At 40.7% G+C, this 19,138-nt stretch carries 21 protein-coding genes; 19 read left to right on the forward strand and 2 right to left on the reverse strand.

Annotated elements, in window-relative coordinates; translation table 11 throughout:
* Positions 1-11: 11 nt before the first annotated feature.
* From CFT42_RS09555 to CFT42_RS09565, 3 genes are read left to right on the forward strand one after another with little or no spacing between them, the layout of a single operon-like run.
* Positions 12-236: an FmdB family zinc ribbon protein gene (locus CFT42_RS09555; protein WP_088816008.1), complete on the forward strand. Its 225-nt coding sequence runs from the start codon at positions 12-14 to the stop codon at positions 234-236.
* Complete coding sequence (locus CFT42_RS09560) at positions 233-745, forward strand: DUF4352 domain-containing protein (protein WP_088810089.1); 513 nt, start codon at positions 233-235, stop codon at positions 743-745. The genes CFT42_RS09555 and CFT42_RS09560 overlap by 4 nt, the downstream gene beginning before the upstream one ends.
* A gap of 29 nt (positions 746-774) precedes the next feature.
* Positions 775-1,566, forward strand: coding sequence for a class A sortase (locus CFT42_RS09565; RefSeq protein WP_088816009.1), 792 nt, complete (start codon positions 775-777; stop codon positions 1,564-1,566).
* 143 nt (positions 1,567-1,709) lie between these two features.
* On the opposite strand, the gene CFT42_RS09570 is transcribed toward CFT42_RS09565, so the two are convergent.
* Positions 1,710-2,093 carry a VOC family protein gene (locus CFT42_RS09570; RefSeq protein WP_205408901.1) on the reverse strand — a complete coding sequence of 128 codons (384 nt, stop codon included), beginning with the start codon at positions 2,091-2,093 and terminating at the stop codon, positions 1,710-1,712.
* Between the two features lie 112 nt (positions 2,094-2,205).
* Here CFT42_RS09570 and CFT42_RS09575 point away from each other — a divergent pair, with 112 nt between their 5' ends.
* Together CFT42_RS09575 and CFT42_RS09580 are read left to right on the forward strand one after the other, a co-directional pair.
* Positions 2,206-3,555, forward strand: a complete 1,350-nt coding sequence (locus tag CFT42_RS09575) for a hypothetical protein (protein WP_088816011.1) — start codon at positions 2,206-2,208, stop codon at positions 3,553-3,555.
* Between the two features lie 65 nt (positions 3,556-3,620).
* Positions 3,621-3,938 (forward strand): thioredoxin family protein, encoded by a 318-nt coding sequence (locus CFT42_RS09580; RefSeq protein ID WP_088810085.1) that lies wholly within the window; start codon positions 3,621-3,623, stop codon positions 3,936-3,938.
* Between the two features lie 38 nt (positions 3,939-3,976).
* On the opposite strand, the gene CFT42_RS09585 is transcribed toward CFT42_RS09580, so the two are convergent.
* Positions 3,977-4,576: a nitroreductase family protein gene (locus CFT42_RS09585; protein ID WP_088810084.1), complete on the reverse strand. Its 600-nt coding sequence runs from the start codon at positions 4,574-4,576 to the stop codon at positions 3,977-3,979.
* Positions 4,577-4,779: 203 nt separating this feature from the next.
* Between CFT42_RS09585 and CFT42_RS09590 the strand changes: the two genes are divergently transcribed.
* The 14 genes from CFT42_RS09590 (at position 4,780) to CFT42_RS09655 (ending at position 18,992) form a co-directional block, all read left to right on the forward strand.
* Positions 4,780-5,133, forward strand: a complete 354-nt coding sequence (locus CFT42_RS09590; protein WP_088810083.1) for a hypothetical protein — start codon at positions 4,780-4,782, stop codon at positions 5,131-5,133.
* 273 nt (positions 5,134-5,406) lie between these two features.
* Positions 5,407-6,501, forward strand: coding sequence for a 3-phosphoserine/phosphohydroxythreonine transaminase (gene serC, locus CFT42_RS09595; protein ID WP_088816012.1), 1,095 nt, complete (start codon positions 5,407-5,409; stop codon positions 6,499-6,501).
* Entirely contained in the window at positions 6,494-7,678 is a 1,185-nt protein-coding gene (locus CFT42_RS09600) for a 3-phosphoglycerate dehydrogenase family protein (protein ID WP_088810081.1), read from the forward strand. The genes serC and CFT42_RS09600 overlap by 8 nt, the downstream gene beginning before the upstream one ends.
* Positions 7,679-7,747: 69 nt before the next feature.
* Entirely contained in the window at positions 7,748-8,995 is a 1,248-nt protein-coding gene (locus CFT42_RS09605) for a DUF1015 domain-containing protein (RefSeq protein ID WP_088816013.1), read from the forward strand.
* Between the two features lie 191 nt (positions 8,996-9,186).
* Complete coding sequence (gene mnmE / locus CFT42_RS09610; protein ID WP_088816014.1) at positions 9,187-10,560, forward strand: tRNA uridine-5-carboxymethylaminomethyl(34) synthesis GTPase MnmE; 1,374 nt, start codon at positions 9,187-9,189, stop codon at positions 10,558-10,560.
* Positions 10,561-10,572: 12 nt separating this feature from the next.
* Positions 10,573-12,459, forward strand: coding sequence for a tRNA uridine-5-carboxymethylaminomethyl(34) synthesis enzyme MnmG (gene mnmG / locus CFT42_RS09615; protein ID WP_088816015.1), 1,887 nt, complete (start codon positions 10,573-10,575; stop codon positions 12,457-12,459).
* 132 nt (positions 12,460-12,591) lie between these two features.
* Positions 12,592-13,308: a 16S rRNA (guanine(527)-N(7))-methyltransferase RsmG gene (rsmG, locus tag CFT42_RS09620; RefSeq protein WP_088816016.1), complete on the forward strand. Its 717-nt coding sequence runs from the start codon at positions 12,592-12,594 to the stop codon at positions 13,306-13,308.
* 71 nt (positions 13,309-13,379) lie between these two features.
* Entirely contained in the window at positions 13,380-14,234 is an 855-nt protein-coding gene (noc, locus tag CFT42_RS09625) for a nucleoid occlusion protein (RefSeq protein ID WP_088816017.1), read from the forward strand.
* A gap of 13 nt (positions 14,235-14,247) precedes the next feature.
* Entirely contained in the window at positions 14,248-14,553 is a 306-nt protein-coding gene (locus CFT42_RS09630) for a hypothetical protein (RefSeq protein ID WP_088816018.1), read from the forward strand.
* A gap of 106 nt (positions 14,554-14,659) precedes the next feature.
* Entirely contained in the window at positions 14,660-15,397 is a 738-nt protein-coding gene (locus CFT42_RS09635; RefSeq protein WP_088810074.1) for a helix-turn-helix domain-containing protein, read from the forward strand.
* A gap of 188 nt (positions 15,398-15,585) precedes the next feature.
* A complete protein-coding gene (locus tag CFT42_RS09640; RefSeq protein ID WP_088810073.1) occupies positions 15,586-16,347 on the forward strand; it encodes a ParA family protein in 762 nt (253 codons plus the stop codon).
* The gene (locus CFT42_RS09645) at positions 16,340-17,185 is read left to right on the forward strand and encodes a ParB/RepB/Spo0J family partition protein (protein WP_088816019.1); all 846 of its coding nucleotides are present in this window, start codon (positions 16,340-16,342) and stop codon (positions 17,183-17,185) included. Before CFT42_RS09640 ends, CFT42_RS09645 begins: the two co-directional genes overlap by 8 nt.
* Before the next feature lie 26 nt (positions 17,186-17,211).
* A complete protein-coding gene (locus CFT42_RS09650; protein WP_369821467.1) occupies positions 17,212-17,418 on the forward strand; it encodes a DUF951 domain-containing protein in 207 nt (68 codons plus the stop codon).
* Positions 17,419-17,525: 107 nt separating this feature from the next.
* Positions 17,526-18,992: a catalase gene (locus tag CFT42_RS09655; protein ID WP_088810070.1), complete on the forward strand. Its 1,467-nt coding sequence runs from the start codon at positions 17,526-17,528 to the stop codon at positions 18,990-18,992.
* The last annotated feature ends 146 nt before the right edge of the window (positions 18,993-19,138 follow it).

A 19,138-nucleotide genomic window follows, 5' to 3' on the forward strand; every position in this document is an offset into this window, starting at 1 on the left:
GAAATAAAAAATTGAAAAATAATGAGCCCGAAACATATCCAAGGATTCAAAAGAAGTCGCTAAAGGAACAAGAAGCGATTATTCAAGCCTATTTAAAAAATAAAGAGGTAAGTTTTCATTGTAAGAAGTGTGGTTATCATTTTACAATTCAACAAAAAATGCAAAATGTAAGCTGTCCAAAATGTCGAACAACTTTTCATCGCAATTTTAAAAAGAAAGTAGAGATTCAAAAATGAAGAAACGTAATAAATGGTATTTGTTCATTATCGTTGTCAGTGTAGTTTTGATTGGATTTGGAGGCTACTGGGCGTTTAATTTTAAAGAAGAAGCTACTAGTGCAGTTGTAGACAACATGAAAGTACAAGTATTAAGTCAAGAAACGACAGATCAAGTCGGGACTTCTGAGTGGAAAAAGAAAGCAACAGGAACATTTCTCATCTTAGATGCTGAAATGACCAATCAAGCTAATAAAGAGCAGCCGGCTAGCCTATTGACATTTAAAATAAAAGATACAAAAACAAAAAAAGAATATCCATTATCTGAAAGCGCAACAATTTCAAACGCTTTAAATAAAGACGGGAAAATGAAAGATGTCTTTTTCTTGAGTACTTTAGCAAAGGGAGAAAGTAAAGAAGGACAACTCGTTTTTGAAATGCCTGCAAAAGCAGCAAAAGCAGATAGTCTGGAACTTGTTATTTCAAGCACAAAAACAGCTCAACAAAAATCGATAAAAATACAGAATTAATCTGTTTTAAATAAGGGAGTCACTAAGTTATGAAATTCCGAATTACTTGCTATTTGCTAATCTGGATTGGTGTTCTTCTTTTTAGTATACCTTTTCTGAAAAATGAATACCTAACTTACCAGACGACTAAATATGATGTAACGCAGTATACAAGTCAAGAACTTGCAGCAAATGAAGATAAGGCGAGCACAGAAGCTCCTAAGAGCAATACGCCTGCAGATATACAGCCACCATCCGTAAAAGGCATATCGAAATCAGCGACGCACAACTATTCGGAGGATGTTGTTGGCGGAATTAGCATACCGGAGCTCCATATCCAGCTACCGATATTACAAAAAATGACAAACGAAAATTTATATGTAGGTGCAGCTCCGGTGGTTAGTGACCGGAAAATGGGAGAGGGTAACTATGTTTTAGCCGCCCATCATATTCACCGAGAGAATGCTTTCTTTGGTCCTCTTATGAATGCAAAAAAGGGAGAAAAGGTTTATCTCCAAGACGACACATTTCAATACAGCTACCAAATTTCAAACGTAAAAGTAGTTCCAGAAACGAATACAAATGTGTTGAAACAAACGGAAAAGCCTACACTTACGCTTATTACTTGTGACAAACCAACAGCAACAACAAATCGCCTCATTGTAACGGCAGACTTAGTACAGAAACTCTCATTAACTCAAGTAAGTAAGAGCGAAATGGTTTTTCAAACGAAAACAATGCCAACCTTTAACTTTTGGACAATCATTATCGGAATAAGTGTTATTTTTATAGTTGGCCTCATAATTGTGATTATGTGGAGAAAGCCTAAAAAGAATAAATAACCTAGGCCTCAATTAGTTTAGAATAAAATGAAAAGGAGTCTCGCGTATTGGAGGCTCCTTTTTGCTTGCCGAAAAATGGGTGAAAACAAAATTATCATCGCAAACCTATTGTGAGAGATTTAAAAATTGTTTCACGTGAAACATTATGGTAGATTTAATTGCCATGAAATGCCAAAGCGGTCTGATACCCATGCGAATTTTTGGCTAAATCCGTAGTTATCTAGAGGCATTAAAACTTTGCCATCTGCGGAAAGTAGGGCAAGATAGGATTCGAGTTCTTCTAAATCCTCACAGTTAATGAAAAAAGAAGTAGATGGGGTGAAATCAAAATCGTGTTTAACGCTGCTATCGCTTATGAAAATTTCTAAATTATGGATTTTGATTTTCCCAAGCATGATGCCATCAGCTTCATTTGGATGTTTATTTATGAAGAGTATCTCCGCATCACGAAAAGTTTCTAAATAGAGCTGTATCGCCTGTTCAGCCGCTTTATTTTGGAACATTAGAAAAGAATTGATTTCTTTCAACTGAATTCCTCCTTCTAAAAACGTCTTTTTTTGCATTATAACATGGCTAATAATGTGTGAAAAGTCGCTAGAAAAAGTGTATGATTGAAAAGGAATAGGGAGGTTGAATTGGATGAGCCCTAGAGGGAAGTTTTATATGTATGCGGTTGTGAATGCAGCGCCATTTTTGCCATATCTACTATTTATTTTAGTCGGAAATGAGTACGAAGGCTGGCTAAACGGCTATGCCGCACTTATTATTTTTTACGTGTTTAATTACACAGGAACATTTTTATTTAACGCATTCGGTAGAAGAATGAACGCCAAACAGCATTTATTGCTACTTTTATGCATGGGCATATTCGGTTCGCTAATTGCCACGCTTGCCCCGTTTGCAACATTTTGGATTGAAATCGGTGCCATTTTTATCGGGATTTCAAGCAGTATGATTCTGCCACTTTACATTACTTTGCAATATCACGAGCGATTTTTTTATGGGAGAAAAATGAGCAATAAAAATTACTTAGCTGCGCTTTCTGTTCTCCTTGTCGCAATTTGTGCCGCAATCTTCCTCGTGAAGTTTACTTTTCCATGGGTGGCGTTCTTATTTTATGCGCTACTTTTAGTTGTGACTTTCTATTTTGTTTACAAATTGCCAAATTATGAAGTGGGGAGAATTGAAAAAACCGGCTTTTTAATGCGCCCATTTATTATTTTTCTTGTGTTTTCAGCCATCATTTTCGTTATAAAAGGTGTCCGAACAACTGATTTGGCAAGCCTAGTAACCCTTGCAGTTCTAGCCTGCCTAGTAGGGATTATCATCTTAACCGTGACGCTTATTCGCTTCCGTCCTGTTTTAAAACTATCCGTGCTAGTTCACTATTTTTCACTTGGTCAAGGAATGGCCGTTAGTTTTGCCCTCTTATATGGGACGTTTTACTCTTTAGCAGAGCAAAATTTCAATTACATGATGTTTAGAATTTATTTAGTGTATTTTTTCGGCATTATATTTTCACTGCTATTTGAACCGTTGTTTAAGAAATTTTGGAAAAAGCGCCCGATTTTGGAGCTATACGCGATAGGAATAGCTATTGGGGTAGTCTGTATGGTTTTCCCATGGACGATTTCAATTGGCGTTTTCATTATAGGCATGTTTTCTTCAATGACGGGCCGGTTTTTAAATCGGCAGGCGTATAGTCATTCGTCGGACGCGATGAAAGACGCGAGTTTGTTGCTCCGAAGTCGTTGGAATAAATTAGGCAGTATTGCACATCAAATTACATTGGTGTTCTTGCTTTTCCTAGGGAGCCTTTTTTCTGAAAAGTTGACGATCACAAATGTTGTCTACGCGCTCGGCGGTAAAGGAAATTTTGAGCATGCTTTTCTCCCAGATTTGCTTTTTGCTGCTGGTGTAATTGCACTTGCGATTATGAGTTACTGGTTTATCGGGATAAAAAAATATGTAAAAAGTGTTAAAAAGTAAACACCTAAGCTCGTTTGCTTGACGCATAATGGACTTTGGCATAATCTGAACGAGAGGTGAGGGAAATGGCGATTATACATGCGAAAGAAGAGGAACTTGACGAATTAATTTCCAATCATCCGAGAATATTATTGAATTTTTGGGCGGAATGGTGCGCACCGTGCCGATGTTTTTGGCCAACGCTAGACCGATTTTCTGAGATGGAAGGCGAATTTATTCAAGTTGTGAAGGTAAATATAGATAAAGAAAGACCACTTGCGGAGCGTTTTCAAGTGAAAGGGATTCCGAATTCCATCGTAATTGTGGATGGTGAAATAAAAGGGAGTATTGCGGGAATTGTAAGTTGCGAGGAGCTTCGTAGTCGCGTAAAAAGTTTCATTTAAAAAGCCACATGTCATTCAGCGACATGTGGCTTCTTTTTTTATTTAAACGTACGGAAACGTTTTTCGTCATCGATAAATTCTTTTTCACCTGGTTCAGCGACAATGTTACCAAATGGCATTTGTGCGCGTAAGTTCCAGTTTGCTGGAAGGTCGAACTCAGCTTGTACAGCATCATCAATTAGGGGGTTGTAATGTTGCAAGGACGCGCCAATTCCAGCGTTTGCAAGTGCCACCCATACAGAATGTTGCGCGATACCAGTTGATTGTTCAGACCAGATTGGGAAGTTGTCTGCGTATAAAGCGAAGTTTTCTTGTAAGCCTTCGATAACTTCTGTATCTTCAAAGAATAAAACGGTGCCGTAGCCAGCACGGAATGAAGCGATTTTTTCTTCAGTGGACGCAAAGCTTTCAGCAGGAACGATGCCGCGAAGCGTTTCCTCCGTCATATTCCAAAGCTTGTCATGGCTTTCTCCAAAAAGAATAACGGCACGAGAACTTTGGGAATTAAAAGAAGATGGGCTTAATTTAACGGCTTCCTTGATGATGTCCTCGATTTCGTTTTGTGATAAAGAGACGTTTTTGTCTAAAGCATAGATGGAACGGCGAACTTTAATTGAATCTAAAAATGTATTTGTCATTGATTAAAACTCCTTTTTAAATGTTATCTACTTACATAAGTATAGCAACTATATTTTTAATTTCAACTATAAAATTTCGAGAAAAGTTCATGTAAACGCTATCTATGTTGCGGTTCTAAATGAAAAAAATTTAAAAGTAAGAATAAAAAACTTGCAAAAAAGAACATTTGTTCGTATGATGGGATTAGGAAGAGGTGATGATAATGGTTTATGCTTTGCCGCTAAAAGAAATTGAATTTGATACCAGTCTAGCGTCTTTAAAAGTGCGTCCAGTGCGCGATGTTGTGGAACAAGAAAGTTTTCTTATTACACTTCAAGATGCCATAAAACGAGAATGGCTGGTGCGGTTGCAATATTTTGAGGAGGCCGACGTAGCCCATTTAAACTTGGCTCCATTTGAAGATCCGGAAGCTTTTCACGGGTTAGGCTGGGTACGCACGTTAGAGCTTGTGCCTCTCGAATTAGATGAAGTAACGCAGGAGATTTTACTGCAAGATGTACTTGGAATTATCTATGCCGTTCAATTTAGCGATATAGTGAATATTGAATTAATGTAGGGAAATAGCAAGCGACTATCATGGTCGTTTGCTATTTTTTTGTTTAAATTCAAAAGAGCTTCTGCTATAATATACAAAAGTATAAAAAGACAGTTTTTTTAAGCAATTTAAAAAATTGTGGCTAACTTCACAATTTCGAAAGTAGGTGTCTTGTCGAAAAAAACAAAAAAGGCTCATGTCTCACCGGTTGGCGCAAATGATTGGTAACCTTTTGAGAAGAAATACTGGTGATTCGTTTTTTAGTAAAATGACTGTGAACAGGAGCGATGATGAGTGGAGCGTGTCTATAATTTTTCAGCGGGACCGGCAACTTTGCCAGTTCCAGTACTAAAGCAAGTCCAAGAAGAACTATTATCGTATAAAGGATCAGGGATGTCAGTCATGGAGCTAAGCCATAGGTCTGCACTTTTTCAAGAAATTATTGATTCGGCCGAGCAGCTGCTTCGCGAGTTAATGGATATTCCAGATAATTACAAAGTGCTTTTTTTACAGGGCGGTGCAAGTTTACAATTTGCGATGGTGCCTTTAAATTTAGCGCAAGGCAAAAAAATAGAATTTGTGAATACAGGAAGTTGGTCGAAAAAGGCAATTTCAGAGGCTAAAAAGCTGCCGAATGTTACGACTTCCGTCATTGCGTCATCTGAAGATAGAAATTTCAGCTATATTCCAAATATCCCTGCACCGTCTGAAGATGCAGCTTATTTGCATATTACAGCAAACAATACGATTGAAGGAACAGCGATATTTAACGTGCCTAAGACGGGTGATGTGCCGTTAGTTGCGGATATGTCATCGAATATTTTAGCGAGCCACTACGATGTGCGTGATTTTGGACTTATTTATGCGGGTGCGCAAAAAAATATCGGCCCAGCTGGACTTACGATTGTCATTGTTCGCGAGGATTTAATTGGGGGGGCGGAGAACTTGTCTTCTATGCTTGATTATCAGGTGATGGCAGATGATGGGTCGATGCACAATACGCCGCCTACGTTTGCGATATATGTGGCGAAACTAGTATTCGAATGGATTAAGGCGCAAGGCGGTGTGAGCGGCATGGAGGCTTTGAATCGCCGAAAAGCAGGTCTGCTTTATTCGTATATCGATGAATCGAATCTATTTAGCTCACCTGTTGAGCCGTCTGTTCGTTCGCTGACAAATATTCCTTTTACGACCAGTGACGCAGAACTAGATCAAGCGTTTATAAAAGAGGCTCTAAAAAAAGGTTTTGTGAATTTAAAAGGGCATCGTTCGGTTGGCGGAATGCGGGCGAGCGTGTACAATGCGTTTCCAATTGAAGGCGTTGAGGCGCTTGTTGCTTTTATGAAGGATTTTGCACGTAGCCATGAAGGGGGAAAGGTTCATGTTTAATATTGAAACGTTAAATGCGATTGCCGATGAGGGGTTAAGAACTTTTGATTTGGAAAAATATGTGCTTGATGCGAATGCGTCCCCTGATGGTATTTTACTTAGAAGTTATGGTCTGCACGATTATGATTTCCCGGAATCATTAAAGGCGATTGCGCGCGCTGGTGCGGGTGTGAATAATATTCCGCTTGAAGTCTGCTCGGAGCGCGGTATTGTCGTATTTAATACGCCTGGAGCCAATGCAAATGCGGTGAAGGAGTTAGTGCTTGCGAGTTTATTTATGGCGGCTCGGCCGATTATCGAGGGCAACATTTGGGTGCAAGGAATCGATGACGAGGATGTTGAAACGAAAGTAGAAGCGGGCAAAAAGGCTTTTTCTGGAACGGAGCTTTATGGGAAAAAATTAGGTATTATTGGACTTGGCGCGATTGGTGCACTGGTTGCCAATGATGCGGTGGCGCTCGGTATGGATGTCGTTGGCTTTGACCCGTATGTTTCGGTGGACACGGCATGGAAGATTTCAAAAGACGTCAAACGTGCCATCACACTTGAAGAAGTTTTAGCGACATGCGACTATATTACGGTTCATGTTCCGCTGCGCGACAATACGCGCGAAATGTTCAATGCGGAAACCTTGCTTTTATTAAAGCAAAACGCCGTGTTGCTTAACTTCTCCCGCGGGGAACTTGTGAATCAAGACGCAATTTGTGAGGCGCTAGAAGCCAATCAATTGCGCATGTATATTACTGACTTTGCAACCAAGCAGCTGCTTCAAACGGAAAAAGTTCGCGTCCTACCTCACCTTGGTGCTTCAACGGAAGAAGCGGAAACCAATTGTGCGCTGATGGCGTCCCGCGAATTACAATATTTCTTAGAAACAGGTAGCATCAAAAATTCGGTGAACTATCCAGCGGTTGATATGCCCTATAACGGGCATCCGCGAATTGGTGTGTGCCACCGCAATATCCCGAACATGGTTGGACAAGTGACGACGATTGTCGCGAATCATGCGATGAACATTATGGATTTAACGAACCGTAGCCGCGGCGATTATGCATATACGCTAGTCGATATGGACCGAAATGATTCCAATAGTTTAGAAGCAATCAAGCTTGAATTAGAAGCTGTTGGTGGCATTTTGCGTGTGCGAATTATCGAGCCTTTAGGCGTTACGGTATAAATTATTTCCCGGGAAATAATGGAGCCTTGAGAAATTTCTTGAGGCTCTTCAAATTTAGGAGGAAAACTAATGGTGAATGTACGACCGTTTCAGGCAGTAAGACCGAATGAAAATGTAGCGAATAAAATGGCGTCCTTGCCATACGATGTTTTAAGTAGTGCAGAAGCAAGGGTGCTAGGCGATGCGAATGAATATTCATTTTTACATATTGATAAAGCGGAAATTGATCTTGAGAAATCATTATCGCCGTATGATGACATGGTTTACTTAAAAGCGAAAGAAAATTTACGGGCGTTTTTACAAAAAGAATGGTTGAAAAAAGATGTTCGTGCGGGTTTTTACATTTATGAACTGGAGATGAATGGGCGCACGCAGACGGGGATTGCAGCAACGACGGCGATTGACGACTATATTTCTGGGAAGATTAAAAAGCATGAGTTCACGCGGGAGGAAAAGGAGCTCGACCGGATTCGTCATGTTGACACTTGTGATGCGAATACGAGTCCGATTTTTTTGACGTACCGTGGAAAAGCAGAAATCAATGCTGTGATTCAGCAATTTAAGGCTGAAAACGACCCTATTTATGATTTTACAAGCTTTCACGATGTGGCACACAAGGTTTGGCATATTGACGATGCGGACATTGTCGCAAGCATTTCGGCGGCATTCGCGTCCATTCCGGCGCTTTACATTGCGGACGGCCACCATCGCACGGAATCGGCTGTTAAGGTAGGATTAAAACGGAGGGAGGCGCACCCGAATGAAGGGCCAGACGCGGAATTCAATTTCTTTTTAGCTGTCTTATTCCCGGCTGAAGAACTCGAAATCCTCGACTACAATCGCGTTTTAAATGTACCTATCCCGACCGATTTCTTCGACCAACTAAAAGCGCGTTTTGACATCACAGAAAAACAATCTGCGCCGTTTAAACCAAGCGCGCCAAAACAAATTGGACTTTACACAGGCGGCAATTGGTACGGCTTAACCGCCAAAAAAAGTCGCATACCGAATGATGTCATCGGCAGCCTTGATGTTTCGATTCTCCAAAATGAAGTGCTCACACCGATTTTCGACATCCGCGATATTAGACGTGACGACCGCATCGATTTTGTTGGCGGCATTCGCGGCCTTTCCGAACTAGAAAAACGCGTAGATAGTGGCGAATTTTCTATTGCCTTCGCCATGTACCCGCCAACAATGAATGACCTACTAAGCGTGGCAGACGCCAATGAAATTATGCCACCAAAATCCACATGGTTTGAACCTAAACTATTAAGCGGTCTTTTTGTCCACGAACTAGAAAGTAAATTAGACTGATGATAATCTTCATCAGTCTAATTTTAAAAAAACGGTTGTTATTCACATGTGGATAAGTTAAAATAGTAGATATTAAATTTTATAACTTGTGAATAGCAAGCTTTGGTGAAAGCAGAGCGAACTGTTGAGTGCAAATGAAAATTTATTCAAACTAAATTTATCCGTTTTGTTGCGGAGAAAGGTGGGGTAGAATGGATTTTGATACTATTGCTGCGATCTCAACACCGCCAGGCGAGGGTGCCATTGCAATTATTCGATTAAGCGGTGATGAGGCGATTCCAGTAGCGGATCGTATTTTTTATGCCAAAAAACGGCTTAGTGACGCAGAAAGTCATACCATTCATTATGGTCATATAAAAGAAGAAGGCGAAACAATTGAAGAGGTGATGGTCTCGGTTATGCGTGCGCCACGGACGTTTACACGTGAAGATGTTGTGGAGATCAATTGCCATGGTGGCATCGTATCGGTGAATCAGGTGTTGCAGCTCCTACTAAGAAGTGGCGCTCGCCTAGCTGAACCAGGAGAGTTCACAAAACGCGCCTTTTTAAACGGAAGAATTGATTTATCACAAGCGGAAGCCGTGATGGACTTAATTCGAGCGAAAACGGACAGAGCGATGGGCATTGCGCTCAAGCAAATGGACGGCAATTTGTCGCGCTTAATACGGAGCCTTAGACAGGAAATTTTAGACGCGCTAGCGCAAGTCGAGGTGAACATCGACTACCCAGAATACGACGACGTGGAAGAAATGACCGTGAAAATGCTACTCGAGAAAACGCACCTCGTGAAAGCGTCGGTGAACCAGTTGCTTCAAACCGCAAGTCAGGGGAAAATTCTACGAGAAGGTCTTGCGACGGCCATTATCGGCCGACCAAATGTGGGGAAATCATCGCTTTTGAATCAGCTCATTCAGGAAGATAAAGCGATTGTCACGGACATCGCAGGAACGACGCGTGACATCATTGAAGAGTACGTGAATGTGCGCGGCGTGCCGCTTCGCTTGATTGATACGGCGGGCATTCGCGAAACCGAGGATATTGTAGAAAAAATCGGGGTAGAACGATCACGAAAAGCTCTCGCAGAAGCCGATTTTCTGTTGCTCGTTTTGAACCAAAATGAACCGCTAACGAAAGAGGACGAGGCGCTTTTTGAAGCCGCACGCGGAACCCGTTTTGTTGTCGTGTTAAACAAAACCGATTTAGAACGCAAAATAGATATCGCTAGCGTCACGCGTTTAGCAGGCGGGCAACCAGTCGTAGAAACATCCATGTTAACGGACGGCGGCATTGTGGAGCTTGAGGAAGCAATTAAAACGCTCTTCTTCACTGGCGAAATTGATGCTGGAGATGCGACGTATGTTTCAAACGTGCGCCACATCGCCTTGCTTCATCAGGCGTCAGACGCGCTAGACGCTGTCATTTTAGGTGTTGAAACAGGCATGCCAGTTGATATCGTGCAAATTGATATGACCCGCGCCTGGGACTTGCTAGGCGAAATTACAGGCGACTCGGTACAGGACGAATTATTAGATCAATTATTTAATCAGTTTTGCCTTGGAAAATAAGGAGTGAAATAGATGCAAATTTATGATGCAGGACAATATGATGTTATTGTCGTTGGAGCTGGCCACGCAGGCGTTGAAGCAGGCTTAGCTAGCGGGCGTATGGGCGCAAAAACGCTCATGCTCACAATTAATTTGGATATGGTGGCATTCATGCCGTGTAATCCGTCTGTCGGCGGTCCCGCAAAAGGCGTTGTCGTACGCGAAATCGATGCGCTCGGCGGCGAAATGGGACGTAACACGGATAAAACGTATGTGCAAATGCGCATGCTAAACACCGGAAAAGGCCCAGCAGTGCGCGCGCTCCGTGCACAGTCGGACAAATGGGATTATCAGCACGAAATGAAGCACACCATCGAAAAAGAGCCTAATATTACGCTAAAGCAAGGTCTCGTTGATCGCCTAGTCATCGAAGACGGAGTTTGCAAAGGTGTCATTACAAATGGCGGTGCAAAATACACGGCGGATGCTGTCATTTTAACGACGGGTACTTTTTCGCGCGGTGAAATTATTGTCGGCGAACTAAGATATTCCAGTGGTCCAAACAATCAGCAACCGTCCGTCAAGCTGTCCGAACACTTGGAGGAATTAGGCTTCATTTTAAGACGTTTTAAAACGGGCACCCCTCCGCGTGTCAAATCAAGTTCGATTGATTATTCGCAAGCAGAAATTCAACCGGGAGACGAAAACCCGCGTTCATTTAGCTTTGAAACAACTAGCATGGTGCTTGACCAATTGCCGTGTTGGCTCACTTACACAAATGAAGGCACACATACCATTATTAATGAAAATTTAAGTCGCTCGCCAATGTTTACAGCCACGAAAAAAGGAACGGGCGCGCGTTATTGCCCGTCCATTGAAGACAAAATCGTGCGTTTTAGTGATAAGCCGCGCCATCAAATCTTCCTTGAACCGGAAGGTCGCAACACTGAAGAAGTTTATGTCCAAGGGCTTTCAACGAGCTTGCCAGAAGACGTTCAAGAAAAAATGCTTCGGACGATTCCGGGGCTTGAAAATGTTGAAATGATGCGTGTGGGCTACGCGATTGAATATGATGCGGTGATGCCTGACCAGCTCTGGCCATCGCTTGAAACGAAACTTATTCCGGGCTTGTTTACAGCCGGACAACTGAACGGCACGAGTGGTTATGAGGAAGCGGCCGGTCAAGGCCTGATGGCGGGAATTAACGCTTGCCGCAAGGTGCAAGGCAAGGACGCAATTATTCTAGGCCGCGACGAGGCGTATATTGGTGTTTTAATTGATGATTTGGTTACAAAGGGGACGGAGGAACCGTACCGTCTATTGACCTCTCGCGCAGAATACCGTTTACTGCTACGCCATGATAATGCGGATTTGCGCTTAACGGAAATTGGACATGAAATTGGTTTGATTTCGGATGCTCGCTACGCTCGCTTCCTAGAAAAGAAAGCCGAAATTGAAGCAGAAATCAAACGCCTCCAAAAGACGCGAATTAAGCCGACTGAGGAAGTCCAAGCGATGCTACGCAGTTTAGGTAGCGCCGAACTTAAAGATGGTATTTTAGCCGCAGATTTCTTGCGCCGTCCAGAATTGACATACGAAAAAATCATCCAAATTGTTCCACGTGAAACAATTGCTTCACCGGATGTTGCAGAACAAGTGGAAATTCAAATCAAATATGAAGGCTACATCGAAAAGTCCTATCAGCAAGTTGAAAAAATGAAGCGCATGGAAGACAAGAAAATCCCTGAAAATATTGATTATGACGCGATTTTCGGACTTGCGACAGAAGCGGTTGAAAAGCTCAAAAAAATTCGACCACTTTCCATCGCACAAGCTAGCCGAATTAGCGGCGTCAACCCAGCAGATATTTCCATTTTGCTCGTTTATATTGAACAAGGAAAAATTGCGAAAGTGAAATAAGCTTAAGAAGCATTTAAACAGGTTTTAGCTTGGCTGATTCCGATTTAAATGCTTTTTTTGTTGGTATAGTCTAACAAGAATGCCCGAGTTATGATAAAATAAAATGGAAAATGATTGGAAAAGGGGAAGAAAATGAATCCAGAACAATTTAAGGCTGCTCTTGCTGAAAAAGGCATTCTTTTAAATGAAGATCAAATGAATCAATTTGATTGTTACTATAAAACGCTGGTCGAATGGAATGAAAAGATGAATTTAACAGCAATCACTGAAAAACAAGACGTGTATTTGAAACATTTCTATGATTCGATTTCGGCTGCTTTTTTTGTAGATTTTACAAATGTTAAATCTGTCTGTGATGTTGGGGCGGGCGCTGGTTTTCCAAGCATTCCACTTAAAATTTGCTTCCCACACCTTGAAGTTAGCATTGTCGATTCCCTCGCGAAACGAATTACATTTTTGAATCATTTGGCGGAACAAATGCAACTTGGAAATGTGAATTTCTATCATGACCGTGCGGAAACATTCGGCCAAAACAAGGCACACCGGGCGCAGTTTGACCTCGTAACAGCTCGTGCCGTTGCGCGAATGAGTGTGTTGTCGGAGCTATGCTTACCGCTTGTGAAAAAAGGCGGAGTTTTCCTTGCGATGAAGGCACAGCAGGCGGAGCAGGAGCTCGAAGTGGCTGCAAAGGCAATTTCTCTTTTTGGGGGAAAAGTGACGAATCATTTTGCGTTTGAACTTCCAGTTGAGCGAAGCGAACGAAATATATATGTCATTGAAAAAACAAAGGAAACACCGAATAAGTATCCGCGTAAGGCGGGAACGCCGAATAAACAACCGATTGAGTAATGTTTTTCATTCTGCTAAAATAGAGGTAGGACTTAAAATGAGCGAACGAAGCTTGGAAAGGACGAAACTGCATGGCTTTTTCACTATTTGGAAAAAAGGATAAAAATGAGAATAACGAAGCCGAAGAAATGAGTTTGCAAAAACATGTTGAAGAGCTGTCAATTGATTCCATTATACCTAACCAATTTCAACCGCGAACGGTTTTTAATCAAGATAAAATTGAAGAATTGGCTGAAACCATCCAAATTCACGGTTTAATTCAGCCCATCGTAGTGCGCGAAATAAAAGATGGCGGCTATGAAATTATTGCTGGAGAAAGAAGGTATCGTGCGGCGCGCCATTTAAATTTAGAAAAAATCCCTGCGATTATTCAGAATTTTAATGATGATGATACGGCTGCGATTGCATTAATTGAAAATTTGCAGCGCGAACAGTTGACGCCAATTGAGGAAGCGAAAGCGTATGATGCGCTTCTTGATATGCAAAGTGTGACGCAAGGCGATTTAGCCAAACAAGTTGGGAAGAGCCAATCGGCTATTGCGAATAAACTACGGCTTTTGAAGTTGCCTAAAGAGGTTCAGGACGCGGTTTTGGTGAAAGATATTTCTGAGAGGCATGCGCGTGCGCTTCTCGCTCTTGAAACAGAGGCGCAGCAAACATTGGTTTTAAACGAAATTATCAAGCAAAATTTTAATGTGAAACAAACCGACCAACTTATTCAAGAAATTTTAACAAAAAAAGAAGAAGCTCCTAAGCCTAAAAAGCCACAAATTCGGGCTGTCAGTAAGGATGTTCGCATTGCGCTTAACACGATTAAAGAATCTGTTCAGCTGGTTCAAAAAAGTGGGTTAGACTTAGAAGTTAAAGAGCAGGAATCCGAGGAATTTTTTGAGATTACGATTCAGATTCCAAAAAATAAATCATAGGGAGGAATCTGTTATGAAAATCGTGAAAATTATTTGGCATATTATCGGAATTAGTTGCGCGGCAATGATTTTACCATCATTCGTATCTTCTATTACAACGGCTATCTTGAGCTTGCAACCGCAACGCATGGTTATTTTCTTTATGTACCCGATGATGACGAGTCGTGCGGCGTCTGAAGTGAGCACGGCAAGAGCATTTTTAAATATGGGATTAGGTTATTTAATGTACATTGTTGCTTTCGTATATATTATCCTACTCGTACGTGATATTTATGGCTGGTATAAAAAAGCGAAAAAGTACGATGCAGCAAACAACTAGAGGCAATCTTGCAAGGGATTGTTTTTCTTTTTTTAGGGTATAGAAAAAGGAAAATGTAAAAAACAGATAAGAGATAAAGGAGGGAGCGGGTTAACCGCGCAGGTGTATGGCTAAAATTGTTTTTGTAAAAGACGAACAAGGTGAATTTCAAGCGTATGACTTTGTACGCAACTTAATTCTTGAAGAACCTTTGATGGCAACGTTACTTCTTCAAGGGCTGTTACAATTGGAACAAGCGGAAACAAGAAAAATGAGTACTGGCAAGCAAATTTTACCAGATATTCATCTTACGATAGGGAAGAGCCAAGCGTATTCCCTGCAAAGCACGCGTATTGAAACGTCCATCGACCAACCTATTCAAGAAATGAAAATTCATTTTAAAGATAAAAACTGCCGCCTTATTTATTTTACTGCCTTCTCAGAATCTGAAACATACTACTGTTTTGCTAAAGGATATTTCAAAGATAAGAACCCATTTACAGATAACATGGGAGCTTATCGTGAGGAAGCAAAACGAATTTTCCTAAGTCGTGTAAAGGCCGAGCTAAGCATTGGTATGAGCGACTATGATTTTAACACTTTAAAAGAACTTGCGTATGAAAACGAAGGTATCGTTCACTATTTAGATAGTTTTTCTGCGAGACTAGGTCAATTTGTTTTTGCCAAGCGAATTGCTAAGAAGTGGTCTCAACTTGATATGGCGCTAAAATCAGACTTATCGCCAACAATTATCGAGCGTATTGAAGCAGGAGATCCAGATTTGACTTTGCGTATGTATCAAAAGGCTTGGCAGGCACTGGAAGTTAAGGCAACATTTAATTTAAATGAAATCTCAGCGAAATAATATGCTATAAATCCTTTAAGGGCGCCCTTTGTGGCGTCTTTTTATGTGTTGTAAAACAATGGAATTCAGTTAAAATGTTTCACGTGAAACATTTTTTTGAAGAAATATAAGACGAAATCAAAAAGTTTTGGTAAAATAGAAAAGAAGATATATATTTCAGCAAGTAGATAAGGGTTGGTGAGAAAAAAGTGACCAAAGTTATTGCATTAGCAAATCAAAAGGGTGGTGTAGGAAAGACTACATCTTCAGTTAATTTGAGTTCAAGCCTGGCTTTCTTAGGAAAGAAGGTTTTGCTTGTGGACATTGATCCACAAGGGAATGCTTCGAGTGGAGTGGGCATTAATAAAGGCGAGATTACAAATTGTGTTTATAATGTTCTCGTTGATGATGTTCCAATTCAAGAAGTTAGACAGAAGACAGAATTAGATAATCTGGATGTCGTTCCGGCTACTATTCAGCTTGCTGGGGCAGAAGTGGAATTGGTACCAGCTATCTCTAGAGAAATCCGGCTTAAAAAAGCAATTGATACGCTGAAAGAAGAGTACGATTACATTATAATTGATTGTCCACCATCATTAGGACTATTAACTTTAAATGCGCTCACTGCATCAGATTCTGTGCTTATTCCAGTTCAATGCGAATATTATGCGCTAGAAGGGCTTAGCCAGTTGTTAAATACAATCCGAATTGTACAGAAGCATTTAAATGCAGATTTGCAAATTGAGGGAGTACTTCTAACCATGCTAGATGCGCGAACGAATTTAGGTCTTCAAGTCATTGAAGAAGTTAAAAAATATTTCCAAAATAAAGTGTTTGATATAATCATTCCGAGAAATATTCGACTTAGTGAAGCGCCTAGCCACGGGAAACCGATTCTTCTATACGACGCAAAATCAAAAGGGGCAGAAGTTTATTTAGAACTAGCGAAGGAAGTGATTTCGCATGGCTAAAGGCCTTGGTAAAGGTATAAATGCACTTTTTAATACAGTGGATACGAATGAAGAAGCAGTTGTTTTTGTTGCAACTCAGAAAATCGAAGCAAATCCATTTCAGCCAAGAAAGAATTTTGATAAGAAGGCCATCAATGAATTGCGGGATTCAATTAAGACGCACGGTGTTTTACAGCCCATTATTTTACGCCAAATTGATGACAAGTATCAAATTGTAGTAGGTGAACGACGTTTCAGAGCTTCCAAAGCGGCGAATTTAGAAGAAATACCAGCTGTTGTACGCCAACTTAGCGATGTTGAATTAATGGAGCTTTCCGTTATAGAAAACTTACAACGTGAAGACTTGTCTCCGCTAGAAGAGGCCGAATCATACGCATTTTTAATGGAGAATTTAAAATTAACACAAGCCAGATTAGCGGAACGTGTTGGGAAAAGTCGTCCGTATATTGCTAATTTTATCAGGTTGTTAACTTTACCAGATGAAGTTCAAGATATGCTGCGAGATGGCTCGTTATCAGTTGGACATAGTCGGGCGTTGCTAGGTTTAAAAGCAAAGAAAAACATTTTACCGCTTGCGAAAAAAACGGTGAAAGATGGCTTGACTGTTAGACAGTTAGAGAAACTAGTTACGGAAACAAATGAGAATGTTTCACGTGAAACATTAAAGCCTAAGAAGATACCAGCTTATATTCGCGAAAGTGAAGATCGATTGCGGAGTAAATTTGGAACAGCAGTTAATATTAAACGCCGAGATAAAAAAGGAAAGATTGAAATCGAATTTTTGTCGGACGACGATTTGAACAGGATTTTAGATATTTTAGATATCGATTTGGATTAAAGGAGTTCTTGGAAGGGTGAGTGAGTTTGGATAAATTAGATTTTGGTTTAAACGATATTGTTGAAATGAAAAAACCTCACCCTTGTGGGGAAAATAAATTTCAAATTATTCGGATGGGAATGGATATTCGGATAAAGTGTGTTGGTTGTGGGCATAGCGTGATGCTGCCAAGACGAGAGTTTGAGCGTAAAGTGAAGAAAATAGTTACAAAATTTGAAGAATCTGGATCTTAGAATCTAGATTCTTTTTTTAAGTTGAAATAGTTGAATAATTAAATGGCCTACCTTACACTATAATTAGTATCATTTAATAATTATTTTAAACAGATGGAGGGGTAAACATGAATGATAAAAAAGATTTGACAACAAATCAAGGTGTTCCGATTGGTGATAATCAAAACTCGATGACTGCGGGACTCAAAGGACCTACTTTGCTAGAGGATTATGTATTAATTGAAAAACTAGCCCATTTTGATAGAGAACGTGTTCCAGAGCGTGTTGTGCATGCGAGAGGAGCAGGCGCACACGGGAAATTTGTTGTTAAGAATAGTATGAAAAAATATACTATGGCGCACTTTCTTCAAGAAGAAGGACAGGAGACCGAAGTGTTTGCTCGTTTTTCAACAGTTATTCACGGATTGCATTCTCCTGAAACGCTTCGAGACCCGCGCGGATTTTCAGTTAAGTTTTATACAGAAGAAGGGAACTATGATTTTGTAGGTAATAATTTACCAGTTTTCTTTATTCGTGATGCTATTAAATTTCCAGATGTAATCCACTCGCTTAAGCCAGATCCGCGAACAAATATTCAAGACCCAAACCGTTATTGGGACTTCATCAGTTTGACGCCAGAAGCGATTACGATGATTACATACTTATTCAGTGACGAAGGAACACCTGCTTCTTATAGGGAAATTAGGGGTTCAAGTGTACACGCGTTTAAATGGATAAACGAAGAAGGAAAAACGGTATACGTAAAATTGCGTTGGCAACCAAAAGCGGGGATTGTCAATCTATCAACCGAACAAGCCTCTCAAATTCAGGCGAAAGAATTCAACCATGCGTCACGTGACCTATATGAAGCCATTGAAGCAGGTAATTATCCGGAGTGGGATTTATATGTGCAAGTATTAGATCCAGCTGACCTTGATAAATTTGATTTCAATCCACTAGATGCTACGAAAGACTGGTTTGAAGATGTTTTCCCATATGAATTAGTCGGAACGCTCCAATTAAATCGTAACCCTGAAAATATTTTCGCGGAAACGGAATCGGTTGGATTTAATCCGGGAGTGCTTGTAAGAGGTATGCTACCGTCGGAGGATCGCTTATTGCAAGGTCGTTTATTTTCGTATTCAGATACGCAGCGGCACCGTGTGGGACCAAATTATTTGCAATTGCCGATAAATAGCCCGAAAACACCTGTGCAAAATAATCAACGTGATGGGGCAATGCCATTTAAACAACAGACGAGTGGTATTAATTTTGAACCAAATAGTTATGAGACGGAGCCAAAAGAAAATCCAACTTATATTGAGCCAGAGCAAGAAATACGAGGTCATGTTGCTGGCCGCCTTGAAGCGGAGAAGAAAAATAATTTTGGACATGCGAAAGAAGTGTGGCATCGTTATACGGAAGCGGAGCGTGACGCGCTTGTTAAAAATATTGTTGATGACTGGGAAACTGTCCGTGAAGATATTAAAGTGCGCAACTTGCGCAACTTCTATCAAGCTGAACCCGAGTTTGCAGCTCGAGTTGCAGCCGGAACAGGTATTGATTTAGAAAAACATATTACAGATTTAAAATGAAAGTAAACTGACGAGCCGGTTTTAACTGGCTTGTTTTTTTATGGGAGGGTGGTATTTTAGGGGAAAAACCTTTATAATGTTACTTAGTGAAAATAAACGAGACTAACTCGTTTTGTATGTTAATAACTAACAAAGGAGCAATTTAA

Origin of the sequence: Listeria goaensis, assembly GCF_900186125.1 — a bacterium.
In the GTDB taxonomy this organism is placed as follows: Bacteria; Bacillota; Bacilli; order Lactobacillales; family Listeriaceae; genus Listeria; species Listeria goaensis.